Origin of the sequence: Achromobacter sp. SLBN-14 (genome assembly GCF_006715415.1) — a bacterium.
Classification (GTDB): Bacteria; Pseudomonadota; Gammaproteobacteria; order Burkholderiales; family Burkholderiaceae_B; genus Achromobacter; species Achromobacter mucicolens.
In genome coordinates, this window is record NZ_VFNE01000001.1 from 3,138,429 (window position 1) to 3,157,604 (window position 19,176).

Here is a 19,176-nt window from a genome sequence, read left to right on the forward strand (position 1 = left end):
CTGCCCTAGGCGTGGGCGGCCCCGGCGGGCGTGGTGTTGGCGGTCGCAAGCTCTTGCTCCCGCAATTTCCTGCGATGGATCTTTCCGGCGGGCGTTTTGGGCAGTTCGGCCACGAACACCACCTGGCGCGGATACTCGTGCTGCGCGAGGCGGCTGCGCACGGCATCCTGGATTTCTTCCACGAAGGTGTCGTCGCCCTGGCGCGCCGACACCACGAAGGCCTTGACGACCTGGCCGCGCAGCGGGTCGGGCACCCCGATGGCGGCGGCCTCGGCCACGTCCCGGTGCTTGAGGATGGCGTCTTCGATCTCGACGGCGCTCATGGTCCAGCCGGCCGAGATGATGACGTCGTCGGCGCGGCCGCCGTGCCAGAAGTAGCCGTCTTCGTCCACGCGGCCCAGGTCCTTGGTGGCGACCCAGGCGTCGCGGCGCCAGAGCTTGAGTTCGCCGGTTTCGCCGGGCGCGCAGGGCTGGCCGTTGGCGTCCTGGACCTCGACGCGCAATCCCGGCACGGGCTTGCCCAGCGAGCCGGCCTTGACGGTGAAGTCCGGCGCGCCGGGGTAATTGACCAGGCATACCCCGATCTCGGTCGTGCCGTACATGCTGCAGACCGGCCGGCCGAAGGTCGCTTCCACGAAGGCGGCGGTCTCGCTGTCGATGGGTTCGCCGGTGAAGGACACCTTGTCCAGGTGATAGCGGTAGCGCCCGGCCGCGCCGCTGTTGCGCATCATCCGGTAATGGGTGGCGGCAGCCGATATGTTGTTGAAGCGGTGTTCCTGCAAGGCCTGCAGCAGGCGCTCGGCGTTGAACTTGCCGGCATACGCGCCGATGGTGACGCCCAAGGCCAGCGGCGCCAGCGTGCCGTGCCACAGCCCATGTCCCCAGGCGGGCGAGGACGGGCACATGTAGCGGTCGCCCGGCCGGATGCCGGTGCCGTACAGCGCGGCCAGCATCAGCGTGACCAGGGCGCGGTGCGTGTGCTTGACGGCGTCGGGCAGCTCGCGGGTCGTGCCGGACGTGTACTGGAAGATGGCCAGATCGTCGGCGCGCGTGCGGCATTCGTAGTGCGACGGGTAGGCGGCCAGCGTGCCGAGGAACGCCTCGTCGGCGATGACGACACGCATGTCCTCGCCGCCCGCGGCCAGCGGCGCTTTTTCCGCGTTGGTCACCAGCATGCGCGGCTGGCAGTCCTGCACGCGCAGCCGGATGCCGTCGGGGCCGAACAACGTGAACAGCGGCACGGCGATCGCGCCCATCTTCATGGCACCGAACATGGCCACGTAGAACGGCAGCGACGGTTCGAGCATGACGGCCACGCGGTCGCCCGGGCGGATGCCCTGTTCGGCCAGGTAGTGCGCAAAGCGCGAGGATTGCTCGGCGATCTGGCGGAACGTGTAGGTCTCGTCCCCGCCCGCCGCACGCACCAGGATGATCGCCGGCTCGGCCTTGTCCGCGTGCCGATCGATGCATTCGTGCGCGATGTTCATGTGTTCACGGTTGCCGTCGAAAAGCTCCCAGAGCTTGTCGGGGGCGCAAAGCGCCTGGGCGTCCGCATAGGAAAGGGTCTCGGTCAGCTTGGTCATTTCGTCGTACCTGTGTGGGTCGGCAACCTGTGGACTCACTATGCGCGCCGCCAAATAAATTGTCAATGGCGTTTATGAATTGTATATATACAATTAAGGTGCGTTGGGGCGGACCCGCGACGTGGTCGCCGCACGGTATGCTTGCCGCAATAAAAACGGAGAAACCGATGAGTGAAATCAGTACCCCGGACCCTGCCGCCGCCGGCCCGCGCGTGCGGCCCGTGCCGGCCGTGACGCGATCGATTGCGATCCTGCGCCTGCTCGGGCGGGGCGGCGAGCCCATGACGCTCAAGGCCATCTCGCAGGAATTGGGCATGGTGACCAGCACCTGCCTGCACATTCTTCGCGTCCTGGTGGAAGAAGGCCTGGTCAAGGTCGATCCCGGCGCCAAGCGCTACAGCCTGGGCGTGGGCATGCTGACGCTGGCGCGCAGCGTGATCGAGAGCAATCCGTTTCCCGCGCTGGCCCAACCCGTGCTGGACCGGATCGCCAACGCGGCCAGCGTCACCGCGATCGGCGTCGAGGTGTCAGGCAGCGATCACATGGTCGTGCTGGCGTTGTCGCGGTCCAATGCGCCGTTCCGGCTGCACGTGGACGTGGGCAGCCGCTTTCCCGCGCTGATCAGCGCAACCGGCCGGCTCGTCGCGGCCTTTGCCGACCTATCGGAGAAGGAACTGGAGCGGCGATTCAAGGCCTTGCGCTGGGATCAGGCGCCCGAGTTTTCGGCCTGGAAAGCCGACGTGGACGCGGTGCGCCGACAAGGCTACAGCGTGGACCGCAACAACTACATCAACGGCGTCGTCGTGATCGCGGTGCCCGTCTTCGACAGCCATCAGCGCCTGACGCATGCGCTGGTGGCCGCGGGATTGGCCGAACAGCTTGATGCGGCGCGCGTCGAATCGCTGGCGCGCGCGCTGCAGGACGAGTCGCGCGCGTTGTCGCAACTGATGGCCGCCAGGAGCTGAGCGCATGACCACGCAACCGGATGTCGAACCGCCCGTGCCGCAAGGGTGGCGCAAAAGAGGGCTTGCGGGCTTTGCGGGCCTGATCGGGCCGTTGTGGGTGCGCAAGGAGGACGAGGGCTGGGCGTACGGCCTCCTGGCCACCGCCGATCATCTGAATCCGGCTGGCGTGGTGCATGGCGGATTGCTGACGGCGTTGCTGGATCACGGCATCAGCGCGATCGCTTGGGAAGCGCTGGGCCGGCGCGCCTGCGTGACCGTGCAACTGGACACGCATTTTCTGGCGGCGGCGCGCGAGGGGCAGTTTCTGGAAGTGCGCGGCCGCGTGGCGCGGGCGACGTCCTCGCTGGTGTTCATGCAAGGAGAGCTGAGCACGGACGGGCAGGTCGTTGCGACGGCCGTTGCCGTGCTCAAGCAGGTGGGGGCAGCGGCGGCGGGCGGTCCCGCGGCGGGCGCTCCCGCGGCGGGCGGTCCCGCGGCGGGGGCCGCGGCGAAGTAAACCCCGCCCCGGATCCCGCCAAGCACGCCCGCGATCAGGCCGGCAGCGCGATCAGCCTGGCCGAACCCGCCGCTTCTTCCTCGCGCAGCTTGAAGCGCGCCACCGCATCGGCCAGCACGCGCGCCTGGTCGCTCAGCATGCCGGATGCCGCCGTGGACTGCTCGACCAGCGCGGCATTTTGCTGCGTGGCCTGGTCCATGTCGGCGACCGAGCGGTCGATCTGACCCAGCCCCGTGCTTTGTTCGGCCATTGCGCCGTGGATCTCGCTCACCATCCGTTGCACGCGGTTGATGCCATCAACGATCTCGGTCATGGTCGAACCCGCGGCCTGCACGCGTTGCGTGCCGCTCTTGACGTTCTGGACGGACGCCTCGATCAGCGTCTTGATCTCCTGCGCGGACGCGGCGCTGCGCTGCGCCAGCGTGCGCACTTCACCGGCCACCACCGCAAAGCCGCGGCCTTGTTCGCCTGCGCGGGCGGCTTCGACCGCCGCGTTCAGCGCCAGGATGTTGGTCTGGAACGCGATGCCGTCGATCACGCGAATGATCTCGGTAATGCGCTGCGACGACTTCGAGATCTCGTCCATCGTGCTGACCGCGTCGTTGACCACCTGGCCGCCACGGGCGGCGACGGCGCTGGCTTCGTCGGCCAGGCGCGTTGCGTGCTCGGCGGTTTCCTCGGTCTGGCGCACGCTGGACGCCAGTTCGGTCAGCGCCGACGAGGTTTCCTCGAGCGAGGCGGCCGACGTTTCCGTGCGCTGCGACAGATCACGGTTGCCCATGTCGATTTCTCGTGTGGCGGCGCTCATCGAATGCACGCCGCTGCGCACTTCGCGCATGACGTGGGTGATCTTCTCCACGAACGCGTTGAACGAGGCGGAGATCTGCGCGACTTCGTCGTGGCCGACCACGGCCAGGCGGTGCGTCATGTCGCCGTCGCCCGAGCCGATGGTGCCCATGGCGTCGCGCACGGCGGACAGGCGCTTGAACGCCCGCGACGTGATCACGCTGGCGATGGTCACGGCGATCAGCGTCAGGACGACCAGCGAGATCAGGGTTGCGTGCAGCACCTGCGTCAGGCCGACCGTGGCTTCGGCCTTGTCCAGCGCCACGACCAGATACCAGTCGGTGCCGGGAACGCGGCGCGCCTTCAGCAGCTTTTGCGCGCCGTCCAGCATGATGTCGGCGGGGGCGGCGCCGTCGCGGGCCAGGGATGCCACGACATCGGCCGTCAACGCCGGGGAAATGTCGGTCGACGGCTTGAGCGCCAGCTTGTCGTTCAGGTGCGAAATCACCTGCCCGTCGGTCGCCACCACGAAGGCGCTGCTGGACGGCGTGGGGTGGATGGCCTTGATGATGTCTTTCACGCCATCGAGCGGCACGGCGCCGCTCAGCACGCCCGTCGTCTGGCCGTTGCGGATCATCGGCGCGGTGAATGCGACGTACAGCACGCCGGTGGTGGAATCGCCGTAAGGCTTGGTGACCGTCAGCTTGCCGGCGGCGACGGCGCTCTTGTACCAGGGCCGGGCGGTAGGATCGTAATCCGCCGCGGTCTTGGTGGTGGAAAAGAAGGTCTTGTCCGACCAGCCGATGGTGGTGATGGGAAAGCCATTGGTCTGGCCCATGAGCTGGGTCAGGCCGCGGGGATCGCCCTTTTCGACCACTTTCGCGGTGGCGTCGACCGCCTGCGCCTTGTCGGCCGACCAGCGCTCGATGGCGCTGGCGTTGCCCGAGGCCACGGCGTCCAACGTGGCGGCGATGGTGGACATCATGTTGTCGCGCACGATCTGGTAGGTGATGAGGCCGGAAAGCGTGAGGGCTCCCACCACCGTAAAGCAGGTAATAAGCAAAATGCGGTTGCGCAGCGACGTTATCTTCATGCTCGTGTACTGGATACGCCGGCGGGGAAGGCCGGCGGGTTGCAAGTCGGCCAGGAAACCCCCGGCCGCAACCCGCTAACGGCAGATGCAGGGGGCGACTTTAGGGGGGCGCGCCAGAACCCGAGCAATATCGTCGCGGCGGTTTCAGCCGGCTTTCACCCCTCGCGCGGCACGTGCACGCGGCCTTCCATCAGCACCCGCGCGCTGCGGCTCATGATGGCCTTGGTCACTTTCCATTCGCCATCCACCAGCTGCGCCTGCGCGCCGACACGCAGCGTGCCGGACGGGTGGCCGAAGCAGACGTTGTCGCGCTCGCCGCCGCCCGCCGCCAGGTTCACCAGCGTGCCGGGCACCGCGGCTGCGGTGGCGATGGCGACGGACGCCGTGCCCATCATGGCGTGGTGCAGCTTGCCCATCGACAGGGCGCGAACCAGCACGTCGATGTCGCCCGTGCCGATCTTCTTGCCGCTGGAGGACACGTATTCCTTCGGGGAGGCAACAAACGCCACCTTGGGCGTGTGCTGGCGGCTGGCCGCCTCGGCGATGTCCTTGATCAGTCCCATGCGAACGGCGCCGTGTGCGCGGATGGTCTCGAAGCGCGCCAGCGCGGCGGCATCGCCGTTGATGGCGTCCTGCAGTTCCGTGCCACTGTAGCCCAGCGCGTCGGCTTCCAGGAAGATCGTGGGAATGCCGGAGTTGATCATCGTGGCCTTGAACGTGCCCACGCCGGGGACTTCCAGGTTGTCCACCAGATTGCCGGTGGGGAACATGGAGCCGCCGTCGCCTTCCTCGGCAGGGTCCATGAATTCCAGGCGCACTTCGGCGGCCGGGAAGGTCACGCCGTCCAGTTCGAAGTCGCCGGTCTCCTGCACCGCGCCGCCGGTGATGGGCACGTGCGCGACGATGGTCTTCTGGATGTTGGCCTGCCAGATGCGCACGATGGCAATCCCGTCCTGCGGGATGCGGGCGGCGTCGACCAGGCCGTTGGTGATGGCAAAGGGCCCGACCGCCGCGGACAGGTTGCCGCAGTTGCCGCTCCAGTCCACGAAGGGCTGGTCGATGGAGACCTGGCCGAAGAGGTAATCCACGTCGTGGCCGGGGCGCGTGCTTTTGGCGACGATGACGGTCTTGCTGGTGCTGGAGGTGGCCGCGCCCATGCCGTCGATCTGCTTGCCGTAGGGGTCGGGGCTGCCGATCACGCGGAGCAGCAGCGCATCGCGCGCCGCGCCCGGCACGCGGGCCGATTCGGGCAGGTCGTCCAGCTTGAAGAACACGCCTTTGCTGGTGCCGCCGCGCATGTAGGTGGCGGCGATCTTGGTTTGGGGAGCATGTGACATGAAACGATCCTGAAGTATCGGAGTAGGGCGGCGGGCGCTGCAACCGCCCGCCGGTCTTTACAGCGCGGGTCAGGCCAGCTTGCCGGCGTCCGACGCGGAGGCGGCTTCCAGGAAATCCTGGGCAAAGCGCTGCAGCACGCCGCCGGCTTCGTAGATGGACACTTCTTCGGCGGTATCCAGGCGGCAGGTCACGGGCACCCGTTCGGTGCTGCCGTTGCGGCGGTGGATGACCAGCGTCAGGTCCGCGCGCGGCTTGCGCTCGCCAATGACGTCGTAACTTTCGGTGCCGTCCAGCGCCAGCGTCTTGCGGTTCACGCCCGGCGTGAATTCCAGCGGCAGCACGCCCATGCCGATGAGGTTGGTGCGGTGGATGCGCTCGAAGCCTTCGGCCACGATGGCTTCCACGCCGGCCAGGCGCACGCCCTTGGCGGCCCAGTCCCGCGACGAGCCCTGGCCGTAATCGGCGCCGGCCACGATGATGAGCGGCTGCTTGCGGTCCATGTAGGTCTCGATGGCTTCCCACATGCGCATGACCTTGCCCTCGGGTTCCACGCGCGCCAGCGAGCCTTGCTTCACGGTGCCGTCGGCGTTCTTCACCATTTCGTTGAAGAGCTTCGGGTTGGCGAAGGTGGCGCGCTGCGCGGTCAGGTGGTCGCCGCGGTGCGTGGCGTACGAGTTGAAGTCCTCTTCGGGCAGACCCATCTTGTGCAGGTATTCGCCCGCGGCGCTGTCCATCAGGATGGCGTTGGACGGCGACAGGTGGTCGGTGGTGATGTTGTCGCCCAGCACAGCCAGCGGCAGCATGCCGCGCAGCGTGCGTTCGCCGGCCAGCGCGCCTTCCCAGTACGGCGGACGGCGGATATACGTGCTTTGAGGACGCCAGTCGTACAGCGGGCTGACGGCGGTCTGGCGGTCGTCCTTGATGCCGAACATGGGGGCGTAGACCTTGCGGAACTGCTCGGGCTTGACCGCCGACTTGACCATCGCGTCGATTTCTTCGTCGCTGGGCCAGATGTCCTTCAGACGGATCTCGCGGCCATCGGCGGCCACGCCCAGCACGTCGCGTTCGATGTCGAAACGGATGGTGCCGGCAATCGCATAGGCCACGACCAGCGGCGGCGAGGCCAGGAAGGCCTGCTTGGCGTACGGGTGGATGCGGCCGTCGAAGTTGCGGTTGCCGGACAGCACGGCGGTGGCATAGAGGTCGCGGTCGATGATTTCCTGCTGGATCTTCGGGTCCAGCGCGCCAGACATGCCGTTGCACGTGGTACAGGCAAACGCCACGACGCCAAAGCCCAGTCGTTCCAGTTCGTGCGTGAGGCCGGCTTCTTCCAGATAAAGCTGGACGGCCTTGGAGCCGGGCGCCAGCGAGCTCTTGACCCAGGGCTTGCGCGCGAGACCCGCGCGGTTGGCGTTGCGCGCCAAGAGGCCCGCGGCGATCACGTTGCGCGGGTTGCTGGTGTTGGTGCAGCTGGTGATGGCGGCGATGATGACGGCGCCGTCGGGCATCAGGCCAGGCTGGTTCTCGACCACGCCGGCGATGCCGCGCTCGGCCAGGTCGGACACCGGCAGGCGGCGGTGCGGGTTGGACGGGCCGGCCAGCGTGCGCACGACGGTAGACAGGTCAAAGCGCAGCACGCGCTCGTACTGCGCGGTCTTCAAGCTGTCGGACCACAGGCCGGCGGTCTTGGCGTAGTTTTCCACCAGCGCAATCTGCTCGTCCTCGCGGCCGGTCAGGCGCAGGTAGTCGATGGTCTGCTGGTCGATGGAAAACATCGCCGCGGTGGCGCCGTACTCGGGCGCCATGTTCGAGATGGTGGCGCGGTCGCCCAGCGTCAGGCTGGAGGCGCCTTCGCCGTAGAACTCCAGATACGCGCCCACCACCTTTTCCTTGCGCAGGAATTCGGTCAGCGCCAGCACGATGTCGGTGGCGGTGATGCCGGGCTGCGCGCGGCCGGACAGTTCGACGCCGACGATGTCGGGCAGGCGCATCCACGACGCGCGGCCCAGCATGACGTTTTCGGCTTCCAGGCCGCCCACGCCGATGGCGATGACGCCCAGTGCGTCCACGTGCGGCGTGTGGCTGTCGGTGCCGACCAGCGTGTCGGGGAAGGCCACGCCGTCCTGCGTGTAGATGACGGGCGACATCCGCTCCAGGTTGATCTGGTGCATGATGCCGTTGCCCGGCGGCACGACTTCGATGTTTTCGAAGGCCTGCTTGGTCCAGTCGATGAAATGGAAGCGGTCTTCGTTGCGGCGGTCTTCGACCGCGCGGTTCTTGGCAAAGGCGTCCGGGTCGTTGCCGTCGTATTCGACGGCCAGCGAGTGGTCCACGATCAGCTGCACCGGCACCACGGGATTGACCTTGGCCGGGTCGCCGCCCTTGTCGGCAATGGCGTCGCGCAGGCCCGCCAGGTCCACCAGCGCGGTCTGGCCCAGGATGTCATGACAGACCACGCGCGCCGGAAACCACGGAAAGTCCAGATCGCGGCGGCGTTCGATCAGCTGCTTGAGCGCGTCGGTCAGCAGCGCGGGATCGCAGCGGCGCACCAGGTTTTCGGCCAGGACGCGGGACGTGTAGGGCAGGCCGTCATACGCGCCGGGCGCAATGGCCTCCACGGCTGCGCGGGCGTCGAAGTAGTCCAGGCGGGTGCCGGGCAGGTTCTTGCGGTACGACTTGTTCATCATGCCTCCGTGCGCTGTTGGGTGCTTTGCGCGATCTGTTGTTCGATGTTGATGCGGGATGCGCGGATGTGCCGGCGCATCAGGAGTTCGGCCAGCTCGCCGTCGCCGTCGGCGATGGCGTCCAGAATGCGGTGATGCTCGGCGTAGGCCTGCCGCGGGCGATTGGGCGTCGTCGAATACTGGATGCGGTACATGCGCGCCAGCTGATAAAGCTCGTCGCACAGCATGCGAAACAGCATCTGGTTGCCGCTGCCCTTGACGATGCGGTAGTGGAAATCGTAATCCCCTTCCTGCTGGTAGTAGCCCAGGCCGGCCTGGAAGGCTTCGTCGCGTTCGTGGGCTTCCAGCACGCCGCGCAGCTCGTCGATTTCCGACGGCGGCATGCGTTCGGCGGCCAGGCGGCAGGCGGTGCCTTCCAGCGATTCACGGATTTCGTAGAGTTCGATCAGTTCCTGGATCGACAGGGACACGACGCGCGCGCCGGCGTGCGGCACGCGCACCAGGAGCCTCTGGCCCTCCAGCCGGTGCAGGGCCTCGCGCAGCGGGCCGCGGCTGACGCCGTGGATGCGCGCCAGCTCGGGCTCGGAGATCTTGCTGCCCGGGGCGATCTCGCCCTTGACGATGGCGGACTGGATCTTGCGGAAGATGTGGTCCGACAGGGTTTCGCCGATGGGTTCGCCAGCGGGGGCGCCATCGGCCGCCTGCGCGCCCGGCAAGGTGAGCACTTTGCTCATGGTGTTGACAATTCGTTCCGTTAAAGGGGTATTTTCGGAAGAAAGCGCGCTTGTCGCGCTGAATTGTCAACAATTTACTCCCGGCAAGGGCGCGGGTGCAAGCGGCCCCCCGGTCCCGGGAGTGGGCGCCGGGCAGGGCGCGGGCGCGGCCGGTTCAGGGCCGCCTGCGCAGGCGGGCCATCACCTTAGAGGTCGACCCGCACCTTGCCCGCCTTCACCAATCCGGCCACGTCCCGGATTTCCGCCAGCAGCGCGTCCTGCAGTTGCGCCGGCGTGCCGCCGGTGGGCTCGAAACCCTGCTCGGCCAGCTTGGTGTGGACGGACTCGGTTTTCAGGGCGCGGTTGATGCCCTGGTTCAGCGCCGCGATGGTGGCCTCGGGCGTGCCCGCCGCGCAGTACGTGCCGAACTGGATCTGCGCCGAAAATCCCGCAAAGCCGCTTTCGGCAACGGTGGGAATGTCCGGGTATTTCGGCAGGCGCTGCGGGCTGGTCACGGCCAGCACCCGCAGCCGGCCGCTCTTCAGATACGGTTCGACCGCGGCCACCGTGGCCACCACCACCTGGATCTGGCCGCCCAGCAGGTCGGTCATCATCGGGCCGGTGCCGCGATATGGCACGTGCAGCATCTCGATGCCGCAGGCGGCTTGCAGCAGTTCGGTGGCCAGGTGCTGGGGCGTGGCGTTGCCGGGCGTGCCAAAGGTCAGCCCCTTGGGCTCGCGCCGCGCCTGCGCGACCAGTTCGGCCAGCGTCTTGGCGGGCAGGTCGCTATTGACCGCCACCATGTAGGGCGAGCGCGCAATGGGGCAGACGGGCGCCAGCTGCTTGAGCACGTCTTCGGGCGGGCGGGCGTAGTAGCGCACCGACGGCACCAGGCCGGCAAACAGCAGCATGCTGCCGTCTTTCGCGCCATTGGCCGTGTAGTCCGCGCCCAGCATGCCGCTGGCGCCGGGTTTGTTTTCCACGACTACGGGGCGATCCATCGCGCCTTCCAGCGAGGCGGCGATGACGCGGCCCAGCACGTCGGTGCCGCCGCCCGGCGGGAACGGCACGATCACGCGCAGGGGCGCTTCGCGCGCGGCGGCCAGGCGCGGGGCGGCGGCGCCCAGCGGGGCCAGCGACATTGCCGCCAGGGTCTTGATGAGGGTTCTGCGGTCCATGTGTCTTGTCTCCGTCCCCGCGTCGTGGCGGGGTTGTCGCGCATCGTCTCTGTCGGCGGACGATGTCAGGGTTCGGGGGAAATCAGTGTGGCGATGCCGTCGGCTAGGCCTTTGCGGCATGCGCCTGCGTCGAGGACGTCTGCGCGGGATTCGCCACCACCGGATGCGCCGACACGAAGCTGCGAAGCGCGGCGGCCACCGTGCCGGGTTCCTCCACCGGCAGCATATGACGCTGGCCGGGGGCGACGCGGGCGCAGGCGCGGGGCAGGGCGCGCGCCAGATCTCGCGTCATCCGCGGGTTCGAGCCGACGTCGTGTTCACCGGTCATGACCAGCACGGGGCAGGCAATGTCCGGCGCGGCCTGCGCCAGCAGCGGGTCGCCCAACGCGAACAGCGCGTACGCGGACAGAAAGCTCTGGCGGTCGTTGCCGAGCAGGCGCTGTTCGATCTGCGCCACGCGCGCGGGGTGCGCGGCCTGAAAGGCCGGCGTGAACCAGCGCGTCAGCGACACCTTGGCGGCAGCTTCGGGGTCTTGCGTGGCCGCGGCATCCAGCCGGGCGCGCACGGCGGCGGCTTCTTCGTCCGTGCGCCGGAACACCGTGTTCAGCAACACCAGCCGGCTGACGCGTTCGGGGTGCGCCGCCGCGTAGGCGCCCGCGATCAGGCCGCCCATGGAATAGCCCAGCACGGTCGCGTGTTGCCAGCCCGCGTGGTCCAGTTCGGCGTCCAGTTGCGCGATGAAGTCCTGGATGTTCGCCGGGCCGCGCAGCGCGGGCGCGGCGCCGTGGCCCAGCAGGTCATATCGCAGCACGTCGAAGTCCGGCTCAAGCAAGGGAGCCAGGTCGTCCCACAGCGTGTGGTCCAGGCCGACGCCGTGCAAGAGGACCAGCGGTTCGCCGCGGCCGGTGCGCCGCCGTTGCATGGTCATTTTGCGCGCGCCTCCTGTGCTTCCTGCTCCAGTTCCTTCATGTCCGAATAGCGGTTGCCGATGCGGTGATGCGGACGGCCCGAGGTGGCCGCGCCCAGCGCGATCACGATCTCGTCGGGCGCCGGCGCGTCGTTGATGGTGGTCTGCACCGTCAGGTAGTGCGAGCGCAGGCCTTCGTCCAGCTTGTGCATCAGCGGCACGGAGATCACGCAGCCCGGGCCGCCGCGCATGTTGGTGAAGCTGAGATAGCTGGTGCCGCCTACCGCGTTGCGGTAGAAGTTGCCGAAACGCAGCGTGTGGATCAGCGCGGACGCATGTTCGACTTCGCCCGCGGTGCCGACCACGGCCGCCTTGCCGTAGGCCTCGATGTTGTCCGCCGAACCGGCCTGGCGCAGGATCTCGCCGACCAGCAGTTCGCCCAGCGGCGGCGCGGCTTCGAGGATGCCGGGCCGCAGGTCTTCCTGAAACGGCAGGCCGGCCCACGGATTGCGGATCACGGCGGCGGCCACGATCATCACTAGCGGGCGCTCGGCCGCGCGGCCGCCTTCAATGAGGGTTTTCTCGACGTAACTGACTACCTTGCGCACTTGCAGCGACATGCACTTGCTCCGAAATCGTGGGGATGAATGACAAATCCATTGTTCGACGCTGCGTGCGATTTTGACAATCCAAATTAACGTGAGCTAATTTCAGAAAATCCGAATTCAAGGCGGCTTTCCCCATGCCTGCGTCCCTGAAGATCCAGCACCTGCGCCAGTTCCTGCTGGCCGCCGACCACGGCAGTTTTCGCATCGCCGCGCAGGGCACGTTCCGGTCGCAGGCGGCGGTGTCGGCCGCCATGCAGGACCTGGAGCAACAACTGGGCGCGCCGCTTTTTGAACCCGGCAAGCGCGCCCAGCTGACGGCGTTGGGCCACGCGGTGGCGCCGCTGTTTCGCGAATTGCTGGCCACGCATGACCGGGTGCTGGACGCGGCGCGGCAGTTCGGCACGGGCAGTCAGGGGCCGGTGGCGATGGCCGTCATGCCGTCGCTGGCCGACGAATGGCTGCCGCGGCTGCTCGCGCGCTTTGCGCGCACCCATCCTGACGTGCGGATCCGCGCGTTGGACGAAACCTCGCCCGAAGTGCACCGGCTGGTGCTGGCCGGCGAGGTTCAGGTGGGCGTGGCCGGGCAGGCCCCGCGCACGGACGAGGTGGCATTCACACCCGTGGCGCGGGACGCCTTCGGGCTGGTCTGCAAGAAAAGCCACCCGCTTGCGCGGCGGCGCGGCCCGGTGTCCTGGGCGGCGCTGGACGATGAGCGGCTGATCGGCAACGCAACCTTTGAAACGTTGAAGAACCGTCAATTGGGCAGCGGCATCGACGACCCGGCGATCGTGGTGTCCAACCGGGCTTCGCTATTGGCCAGCGTGGTGGGCGGCCTGGGCGTGACGGTGCTGCCGGTGCTGGCGCGGCCCGCGGCCGGCAGCGGGCTGGCGTTTGTGCCGCTGGCCGAACCCGTGGTCGAACGCATCGTCGGTGTGCTGACGCGCAAGGACGAGACGCTGCTGCCGTCGGTGGCCGCCATGCACGCGCTGGCGCTGCGGTCGCTGGCGCAGTTCACGCGGCGCAAGGGTGCGGTGCTGGTGTAGGGCCGGTCAGCCTGCGGCGTCGGCTGGCGTCATCCCCCGCACGCGTAGATCATGAACTGCCGGAAGGCTTCGGCCGGCTTGGCCATGGCCGCGCGCGGATGCCACAGCAGGCCGGCCTCCATGGGCGGCACGGCGTCGGTGATGGGCACGGCTTCGATCTTGCGCCCCTCCAGCGACCAGGGCCTGTAAACCATGTCCGACAGCATCGTGACGCCAAAGCCATGCGCGACCAGGCCGCGAAGCGCCTCCATCGACCGCGTGCGAAAGGCGATATCGGGCTGCAGGCCGTGACCGCGCCAATAACCCAGCGTGGATCGCTCGCCTTCGTCCATTTCCAGCAGGATGTAGGGATAGCGCGCGATGTCGGCGAGCGCGGGCGCGGCCGCCTGCGTCAGCGGATGCCCGGCCGCGGTCCAGAGCTGGCGCCTTGATCGCACCAGCACGTGGTGGCCGAAGCGTTCGCGCTTGTCCACGTTGGACAGCAACGCCACGCCCAGCTCCACGTCGCCGCTTGCCACGGCCTGTTCGATCTCCGGGCGGTCAAGGTCCACCAGGTCCAGCACGACGTCCGGATAGCGCCGCCGGAACCGCGCCAGCAGGTCGGGCAGAAAGTACCCCAGCACCGTGTAGGACGCCGCGATCCGCACCGAGCCGCGCAGCGCATAACGCTGAAACCCCGGTTCGCGCAGCGCGTCGTCCAGGGAGTCGAGCACGTCGCGGGTGCGCTGGTGGAAGTTGTGGCCTTCGGGTGTCAACGTCACGCCGTGCGCATGGCGGTCGAACAGGCGCACGCCCAGTTGCGCTTCCAGCGCCAGCACGGCGTTGGTGACCGCCGATTGGGACACGTGCTCGTCGGCCGCCGCCATGGAAAACCGCCCCGTGCGGGCGGCGGCGGCGAAGTACCGGAGTTGGCGGAGCGTGACGTCATTAGCCATGTGTTTTTCACATACCAGCTAGTCGAATATATGAATATACGATGGCTGCACGCGTTCCTACACTGCGGAAAACACGTAAATGCCCGCACCGCAGATTGCAGGAGACAACCCCCATGAACGCCCCTCTACCCCCTGGCGTGGCCGACACCCATGGCCTGTCGCTGGACGACAAATACGCGCAGCCCACCGGCCGCGTCTACCTTAGCGGCACGCAGGCGCTGGTGCGCCTGCCCCTGATGCAAAAGCAGCGCGACCAGGCGGCCGGCCTGAACACCGCCGGCTATGTGTCGGGCTACCGGGGATCGCCGCTGGGCGGCCTGGACCAGGCGCTCTGGAAGGCCAAGCGTCATTTGAAAGACAACGACGTGGTGTTCCAGCCGGGCTTGAACGAGGACCTGGCCGCGACCGCCGTCTGGGGATCGCAGCAGCTCAATCTGTTTCCCGGCGCGCAGCGCGATGGCGTGTTTGGCATGTGGTACGGCAAGGGGCCGGGGGTGGACCGGTCGGTGGACGTGCTCAAGCACGCCAACTCGGCCGGCACGTCCGCGCATGGCGGGGTGCTGATGCTGGCGGGCGACGACCACGCCGCCAAGTCCTCGTCGGTGGCGCATCAGTCCGAACACGTGCTGATCGCCAGCGGCATTCCGGTGCTGTACCCGTCCAACGTGCAGGAGTATCTGGATTACGGCCTGCATGGCTGGGCCATGAGCCGCCACACGGGCCTGTGGGTGGCGATGAAATGCGTGACGGACGTGGTGGAGTCCAGCGCCTCGGTGGACGTTGACCCGTCACGCGTGCGGATCGTGCTGCCCGAGGACAGCCTGCCGCCAGGCGGGCTGAACATCCGCTGGCCGGACTCGCCGCTGGCGCAGGAGGCGCGGCTGCTGGACCACAAATGGTATGCGGCGCTGGCCTATGTGCGCGCCAACAAGCTGAATCGCGTGGTGCTGGACTCGCCCAACGCGCACTTCGGCATCATGACGGCCGGCAAAGCGTATCTGGACGTGCGCCAGGCGCTGAACGACCTGGGGCTGGACGATGCGGCCTGTGCGCAGGCAGGCATCCGCGTGCTGAAGGTGGGCTGCATCTGGCCGCTGGACGCGCAGGACGCGCGCGAATTCGCCACGGGTCTGAAGGAGATCCTGGTTGTCGAGGAAAAGCGCCAGATCCTGGAATACGCGCTCAAGGAAGAGCTATACAACTGGCGCGACGACGTGCGGCCGCGTGTCTTTGGCAAGTTCGACGAACGCGAAAACGGCGGCGGCGAATGGTCCACGCCGCGCGGCGGCTGGCTGCTGCCGGCGCGGTATGAGCTGTCGCCCGCGCTGATCGCCCGCGCCATTGCGGCCCGCCTCGAAAAAGCCAACCTGTCCGACGCGTTGCGCGCGCGCATTGCGGCGCGCCTGGCCGTCATCGACGCGAAAGAGCGTGAGGCCAGCCGCCCCACGCTGGTCGAAGAACGCAAGCCCTGGTTCTGTTCGGGCTGTCCGCACAACACCTCCACGCGCGTGCCGGAAGGATCGCGCGCGGTGGCGGGCATCGGCTGCCATTACATGGCGATGTGGATGGACCGCAATACCGACACCTTCAGCCAGATGGGCGGCGAGGGCGTGGCGTGGCTGGGCCAGAAGGACTTCACGTCCGAGCGCCACATCTTTGCCAATTTGGGCGACGGCACGTATTTTCATTCGGGCCTGCTCGCCATTCGCGCGGCCATCGCGGCGCGCGCGCGCATCACCTACAAGATCCTCTACAACGACGCCGTCGCCATGACGGGCGGACAGCCGGTGGACGGCGTCCTGACCGTGCCGCAGATCGCGGCGCAGATGCTGGCCGAAGGCGTCGTCAAGACGGTGGTCGTGACGGACGAGCCCGACAAGTACACGGGGGCGCAGACCTTGCCGGCAGGGGTGGAGGTTCACCACCGCAAGGCGCTGGACGACGTGCAGCGCGCGCTGCGCGACATTGATGGCGCCACGGTGCTGATCTACGACCAGACCTGCGCGACCGAGAAGCGCCGCCGCAGAAAGCGCGGCGAGTATCCCGATCCGCCCCGGCGCGCCTTCATCAACGAAGCGGTCTGCGAAGGCTGCGGCGATTGCTCGGTGCAGTCGAACTGCCTGTCGGTGGAACCGCTGGATACGCCGCTGGGCACGAAGCGGCGCATCAACCAGTCGTCGTGCAACAAGGATTTTTCGTGCGTGGAGGGGTTTTGTCCCAGCTTCGTGACGGCCGAGGGCGCCACGCCGCGCAAGCCCGGCAAGCAGGGCGGCGTGCCGTCGCTGGCTGAGGTCCCGCTGCCCGGCCAGGCTGTCATTGCACCGGGCGCGGCGTATCGCGTGGTGGTGGCCGGCGTTGGCGGCACGGGCGTGGTGACGGTTGGCGCGCTGATCGGCGCGGCCGCGCACATCGAAGGCAAGGGCGTGACCGTGCTGGACATGGCCGGGCTGGCGCAAAAGGGCGGGGCGGTGCTCAGCCACGTGCAACTGGCCAACCGGCCCGAGGACCTGCACGCGACGCGCGTCGCGCTGGGCGAGGCCGACCTCGTGATCGGCTGCGATGCCCTGGTGTCGGCGTCGCCCGAGGTGCTGTCGCGCCTGCGGCCCGATCATGGCCGTGCGGTGGTCAACAGCAGCGCCGCGCCGACGGCCGCGTTTCTGTCGCAGCCGACGTGGCGTTTTCCGGGGGCGCAGGCGCAGGCCGCGCTGACGCAGAGCACGGGCGGCAACTGCGACTTCCTGGAAGCCGGCCCGCTGGCCGAGGCCTTGCTGGGCGACAGCATCTACGCCAATCCGCTGCTGTTGGGATACGCGTGGCAAAAGGGCGGACTGCCGCTGTCGCTGGACAGCCTGCGCCGTGCGATCCAGATCAACGGCGTGTCGGTGGACAAGAATCTGGCCGCCTTCGAACTGGGCCGCCAGGCCGCGCATCGCGGCGTGGACGCGCTGCGTCCCGCGGCGGCCGAGCGGGTGGTGACCATGCCGGAATCGCTGGACGCGCTGGTCAAGCGCCTGGCGGCGCACGTGCGCGACTATCAGGACGAGGCCTATGCGCGTCGCTTCCTGACGGCGGTAGAGTCCGTGCGCGTGCGTGAAGCCGCGCTGGGCGACAAGCGGCAGGACGTGACGCGCGCGGTGGCGCGCAATCTTGCCAAGCTCATGACGTACAAGGACGAATACGAGGTGGCGCGGCTGCATGCCGATCCGGCATTCAAGGACCGGCTGCGCGCGCAGTTCGAGGGCGAGCCGGGCCGCGACTACACGCTGCGTTACTACCTTGCGCCGCCCATCCTGGCGCGCCGCGATGCGCGCGGGCGGTTGCAGAAGCGCGCGTACGGCGCCTGGATGGAATCGGCATTCCGGCTGCTCGCGCCCTTGAAACGCGTGCGCGGCACGTGGCTGGACGTGTTCGGCAGAACGGCCGAGCGCCGCATGGAACGCCAGCTCGCGGCCGACTATCTGGCGCTGGCGGACGAATTTGCCCGCACGCTGGACGCCGGCAATCGCGACGTGGCGCTGGAACTGGCCAACGTGCCGGATGCGATCCGGGGGTACGGGCATGTAAAGGAAAAGAGCGTCGAGCAGGCCCGGGTCCGGCAAGCCGGCCTGTGGGAGCGGTATCGCGGCGGCGGCGCGGACCGGCTGGCGGCCTGAGTGCGACACCGGGACCTGCCGGCCGCGAGGATGGCCTTCACGGCGCGGCGGGACCTCCCGTCTCATACCGCGAGGGGCGTGGTGTACGATCCCCGGTCGATGCGGGGGCCGTCCCCGCCGCTCTCGTCCGATCCGCCATGGAAAGCATCCTACGCAAACTCGACCTGACCTCGCTGCGCCTTTTTGTGGCGGTGTGCCAGGAGAACAGCATCGCGCGGGCGGCCGAGCGCGAGTTCATCGCGCCGTCTGCCGTCAGCCGCCGCATCGCCGACATGGAAGCGCTGATCGGCCTGCCGCTGATCGCCCGGCACACCCGCGGCGTCTCGGTGACGCCCGCCGGGCAGACCGTCCTGCGCCACGCGCGCCAGATCATCGGCGACGTCGAGGCGATGGGGGCGGAGCTGTCGCGCTTTTATGAAGGCGTGAAAGGGCACGTGCGCGTGGTGGCCAACCTGTCGGCCATCGTGCAGTTCCTGCCCGAGGACGTGGCGGCGTTTCAGCGCCTGTTTCCCGACGTGGATATCGACCTGGAAGAGCAGCACAGCCCCGACGTGCTGCGCCTGGTGCGAGAGCGCGCGGCGGACTTCGGCATCTGCAACCGGATCGCTGGCGCGGACGGGCTGGAACAGCTGGATTACCGCCGCGACCGGCTGGCGGTGATGCTGCCGGCCGGGCACCCCAAGGCGGCGGCGCGGCAGCTCAGCCTGCAGGACATCGCCGGCGAGACCTTTGTCGGCCTGCGCGAGAACAGCGCGTTGACGCAGCTGCTGGCGGCGCGGGCCGCCGAACTGGGCAAGACGCTATCGGTGAAGATCCGCGTGGCCAGCCTGGATGCGCTGTGCCGCATGACGCACGCGGGCCTGGGCATTGCCGTGATGCCCCAGCAGGTGGCCGAGCTCTACCTGCAGGCGTTGGACGTGGTGGTGCGTCCCCTGTCGGACGATTGGGCAAGGCGCCAGCTTTGCATCGTGTTTCCCAGCCAGGCGCAGCTGTCGGCCACCGCCGGGAAGCTGGTCCGGTTTCTGTCGCAGCAGGGCTGACGGGCCGCACCGTCGAAACCCGCCGTCGCAACCAGCCCTCGCCATTCGCGATGGCGGGGCTGCCGAGATGACACTTCTCCGTTTCCGGCGGCGTTCGTATAGTCAAGGCGCGTTCATCGCCGATACGGGGCATCCAGACCCCGCTGCGTCCCAT

14 protein-coding genes are annotated in these 19,176 nt (G+C 68.2%); 5 read left to right on the top strand and 9 right to left on the bottom strand.

All coding sequences use genetic code 11. The annotated features are described in order from the left end of the window. Positions 1-5 precede the first annotated feature (5 nt). Positions 6-1,583, bottom strand: coding sequence for an acyl-CoA synthetase (locus tag FBY20_RS14420; RefSeq protein ID WP_142052977.1), 1,578 nt, complete (start codon positions 1,581-1,583; stop codon positions 6-8). Between the two features lie 167 nt (positions 1,584-1,750). On the opposite strand from FBY20_RS14420, the gene FBY20_RS14425 reads away from it, so the two are divergent. Both FBY20_RS14425 and FBY20_RS14430 read left to right on the top strand, forming a co-directional pair. Continuing rightward, the gene (locus FBY20_RS14425) at positions 1,751-2,548 is read left to right on the top strand and encodes an IclR family transcriptional regulator (RefSeq protein WP_082586356.1); all 798 of its coding nucleotides are present in this window, start codon (positions 1,751-1,753) and stop codon (positions 2,546-2,548) included. A 4-nt stretch (positions 2,549-2,552) separates the two neighbouring features. Further along, positions 2,553-3,044, top strand: a complete 492-nt coding sequence (locus tag FBY20_RS14430) for a PaaI family thioesterase (RefSeq protein ID WP_142052979.1) — start codon at positions 2,553-2,555, stop codon at positions 3,042-3,044. Between the two features lie 34 nt (positions 3,045-3,078). On the opposite strand, the gene FBY20_RS14435 is transcribed toward FBY20_RS14430, so the two are convergent. The 7 genes from FBY20_RS14435 to FBY20_RS14465 all read right to left on the bottom strand — a co-directional run bounded on the left by FBY20_RS14435 (position 3,079) and on the right by FBY20_RS14465 (position 12,363). Then, complete coding sequence (locus tag FBY20_RS14435; RefSeq protein ID WP_142052981.1) at positions 3,079-4,923, bottom strand: methyl-accepting chemotaxis protein; 1,845 nt, start codon at positions 4,921-4,923, stop codon at positions 3,079-3,081. Between the two features lie 155 nt (positions 4,924-5,078). Further along, on the bottom strand, positions 5,079-6,260 hold the full coding sequence (gene prpF / locus FBY20_RS14440) for a 2-methylaconitate cis-trans isomerase PrpF (protein WP_056325034.1): 1,182 nt from the start codon (positions 6,258-6,260) through the stop codon (positions 5,079-5,081). 69 nt (positions 6,261-6,329) lie between these two features. Next, on the bottom strand, positions 6,330-8,945 hold the full coding sequence (gene acnD / locus FBY20_RS14445) for a Fe/S-dependent 2-methylisocitrate dehydratase AcnD (RefSeq protein WP_142052983.1): 2,616 nt from the start codon (positions 8,943-8,945) through the stop codon (positions 6,330-6,332). Continuing rightward, positions 8,945-9,679 carry a GntR family transcriptional regulator gene (locus FBY20_RS14450; protein ID WP_142052985.1) on the bottom strand — a complete coding sequence of 245 codons (735 nt, stop codon included), beginning with the start codon at positions 9,677-9,679 and terminating at the stop codon, positions 8,945-8,947. Before FBY20_RS14450 ends, acnD begins: the two co-directional genes overlap by 1 nt. A 185-nt stretch (positions 9,680-9,864) precedes the next feature. Then, complete coding sequence (locus tag FBY20_RS14455; RefSeq protein WP_142052987.1) at positions 9,865-10,836, bottom strand: tripartite tricarboxylate transporter substrate binding protein; 972 nt, start codon at positions 10,834-10,836, stop codon at positions 9,865-9,867. A gap of 103 nt (positions 10,837-10,939) precedes the next feature. After that, on the bottom strand, positions 10,940-11,764 hold the full coding sequence (locus FBY20_RS14460; protein ID WP_142052989.1) for an alpha/beta fold hydrolase: 825 nt from the start codon (positions 11,762-11,764) through the stop codon (positions 10,940-10,942). Continuing rightward, on the bottom strand, positions 11,761-12,363 hold the full coding sequence (locus FBY20_RS14465) for an amino acid synthesis family protein (RefSeq protein ID WP_056325045.1): 603 nt from the start codon (positions 12,361-12,363) through the stop codon (positions 11,761-11,763). Before FBY20_RS14465 ends, FBY20_RS14460 begins: the two co-directional genes overlap by 4 nt. A 122-nt stretch (positions 12,364-12,485) precedes the next feature. Here FBY20_RS14465 and FBY20_RS14470 point away from each other — a divergent pair, with 122 nt between their 5' ends. Further along, positions 12,486-13,394 carry a LysR family transcriptional regulator gene (locus FBY20_RS14470; protein ID WP_142052991.1) on the top strand — a complete coding sequence of 303 codons (909 nt, stop codon included), beginning with the start codon at positions 12,486-12,488 and terminating at the stop codon, positions 13,392-13,394. A gap of 29 nt (positions 13,395-13,423) precedes the next feature. Here the strand turns inward: FBY20_RS14470 and FBY20_RS14475 are convergent, their stop codons facing one another. Next, a complete protein-coding gene (locus tag FBY20_RS14475) occupies positions 13,424-14,329 on the bottom strand; it encodes a LysR family transcriptional regulator (RefSeq protein WP_142052993.1) in 906 nt (301 codons plus the stop codon). 113 nt (positions 14,330-14,442) lie between these two features. Here FBY20_RS14475 and FBY20_RS14480 point away from each other — a divergent pair, with 113 nt between their 5' ends. Beyond that, positions 14,443-17,982, top strand: a complete 3,540-nt coding sequence (locus FBY20_RS14480) for an indolepyruvate ferredoxin oxidoreductase family protein (RefSeq protein WP_142052995.1) — start codon at positions 14,443-14,445, stop codon at positions 17,980-17,982. A 137-nt stretch (positions 17,983-18,119) separates the two neighbouring features. Then, positions 18,120-19,022: a LysR substrate-binding domain-containing protein gene (locus FBY20_RS14485; RefSeq protein WP_062839924.1), complete on the top strand. Its 903-nt coding sequence runs from the start codon at positions 18,120-18,122 to the stop codon at positions 19,020-19,022. Positions 19,023-19,176 lie beyond the last annotated feature (154 nt).

Bases quoted from the DNA above. Each gene is read 5' to 3' on its own strand.
- FBY20_RS14455 (WP_142052987.1), bottom strand. From the start codon at position 10,836: ATGGACCGCAGAACCCTCATCAAGACCCTGGCGGCAATGTCGCTGGCC.
- FBY20_RS14485 (WP_062839924.1), top strand. From the start codon at position 18,120: ATGGAAAGCATCCTACGCAAACTCGACCTGACCTCGCTGCGCCTTTTT.
- FBY20_RS14450 (WP_142052985.1), bottom strand. From the start codon at position 9,679: ATGAGCAAAGTGCTCACCTTGCCGGGCGCGCAGGCGGCCGATGGCGCC.
- FBY20_RS14480 (WP_142052995.1), top strand. From the start codon at position 14,443: ATGAACGCCCCTCTACCCCCTGGCGTGGCCGACACCCATGGCCTGTCG.
- FBY20_RS14465 (WP_056325045.1), bottom strand. From the start codon at position 12,363: ATGTCGCTGCAAGTGCGCAAGGTAGTCAGTTACGTCGAGAAAACCCTC.
- FBY20_RS14435 (WP_142052981.1), bottom strand. From the start codon at position 4,923: ATGAAGATAACGTCGCTGCGCAACCGCATTTTGCTTATTACCTGCTTT.
- FBY20_RS14475 (WP_142052993.1), bottom strand. From the start codon at position 14,329: ATGGCTAATGACGTCACGCTCCGCCAACTCCGGTACTTCGCCGCCGCC.
- FBY20_RS14430 (WP_142052979.1), top strand. From the start codon at position 2,553: ATGACCACGCAACCGGATGTCGAACCGCCCGTGCCGCAAGGGTGGCGC.
- FBY20_RS14420 (WP_142052977.1), bottom strand. From the start codon at position 1,583: ATGACCAAGCTGACCGAGACCCTTTCCTATGCGGACGCCCAGGCGCTT.
- FBY20_RS14460 (WP_142052989.1), bottom strand. From the start codon at position 11,764: ATGACCATGCAACGGCGGCGCACCGGCCGCGGCGAACCGCTGGTCCTC.
- FBY20_RS14425 (WP_082586356.1), top strand. From the start codon at position 1,751: ATGAGTGAAATCAGTACCCCGGACCCTGCCGCCGCCGGCCCGCGCGTG.
- prpF (WP_056325034.1), bottom strand. From the start codon at position 6,260: ATGTCACATGCTCCCCAAACCAAGATCGCCGCCACCTACATGCGCGGC.
- acnD (WP_142052983.1), bottom strand. From the start codon at position 8,945: ATGAACAAGTCGTACCGCAAGAACCTGCCCGGCACCCGCCTGGACTAC.
- FBY20_RS14470 (WP_142052991.1), top strand. From the start codon at position 12,486: ATGCCTGCGTCCCTGAAGATCCAGCACCTGCGCCAGTTCCTGCTGGCC.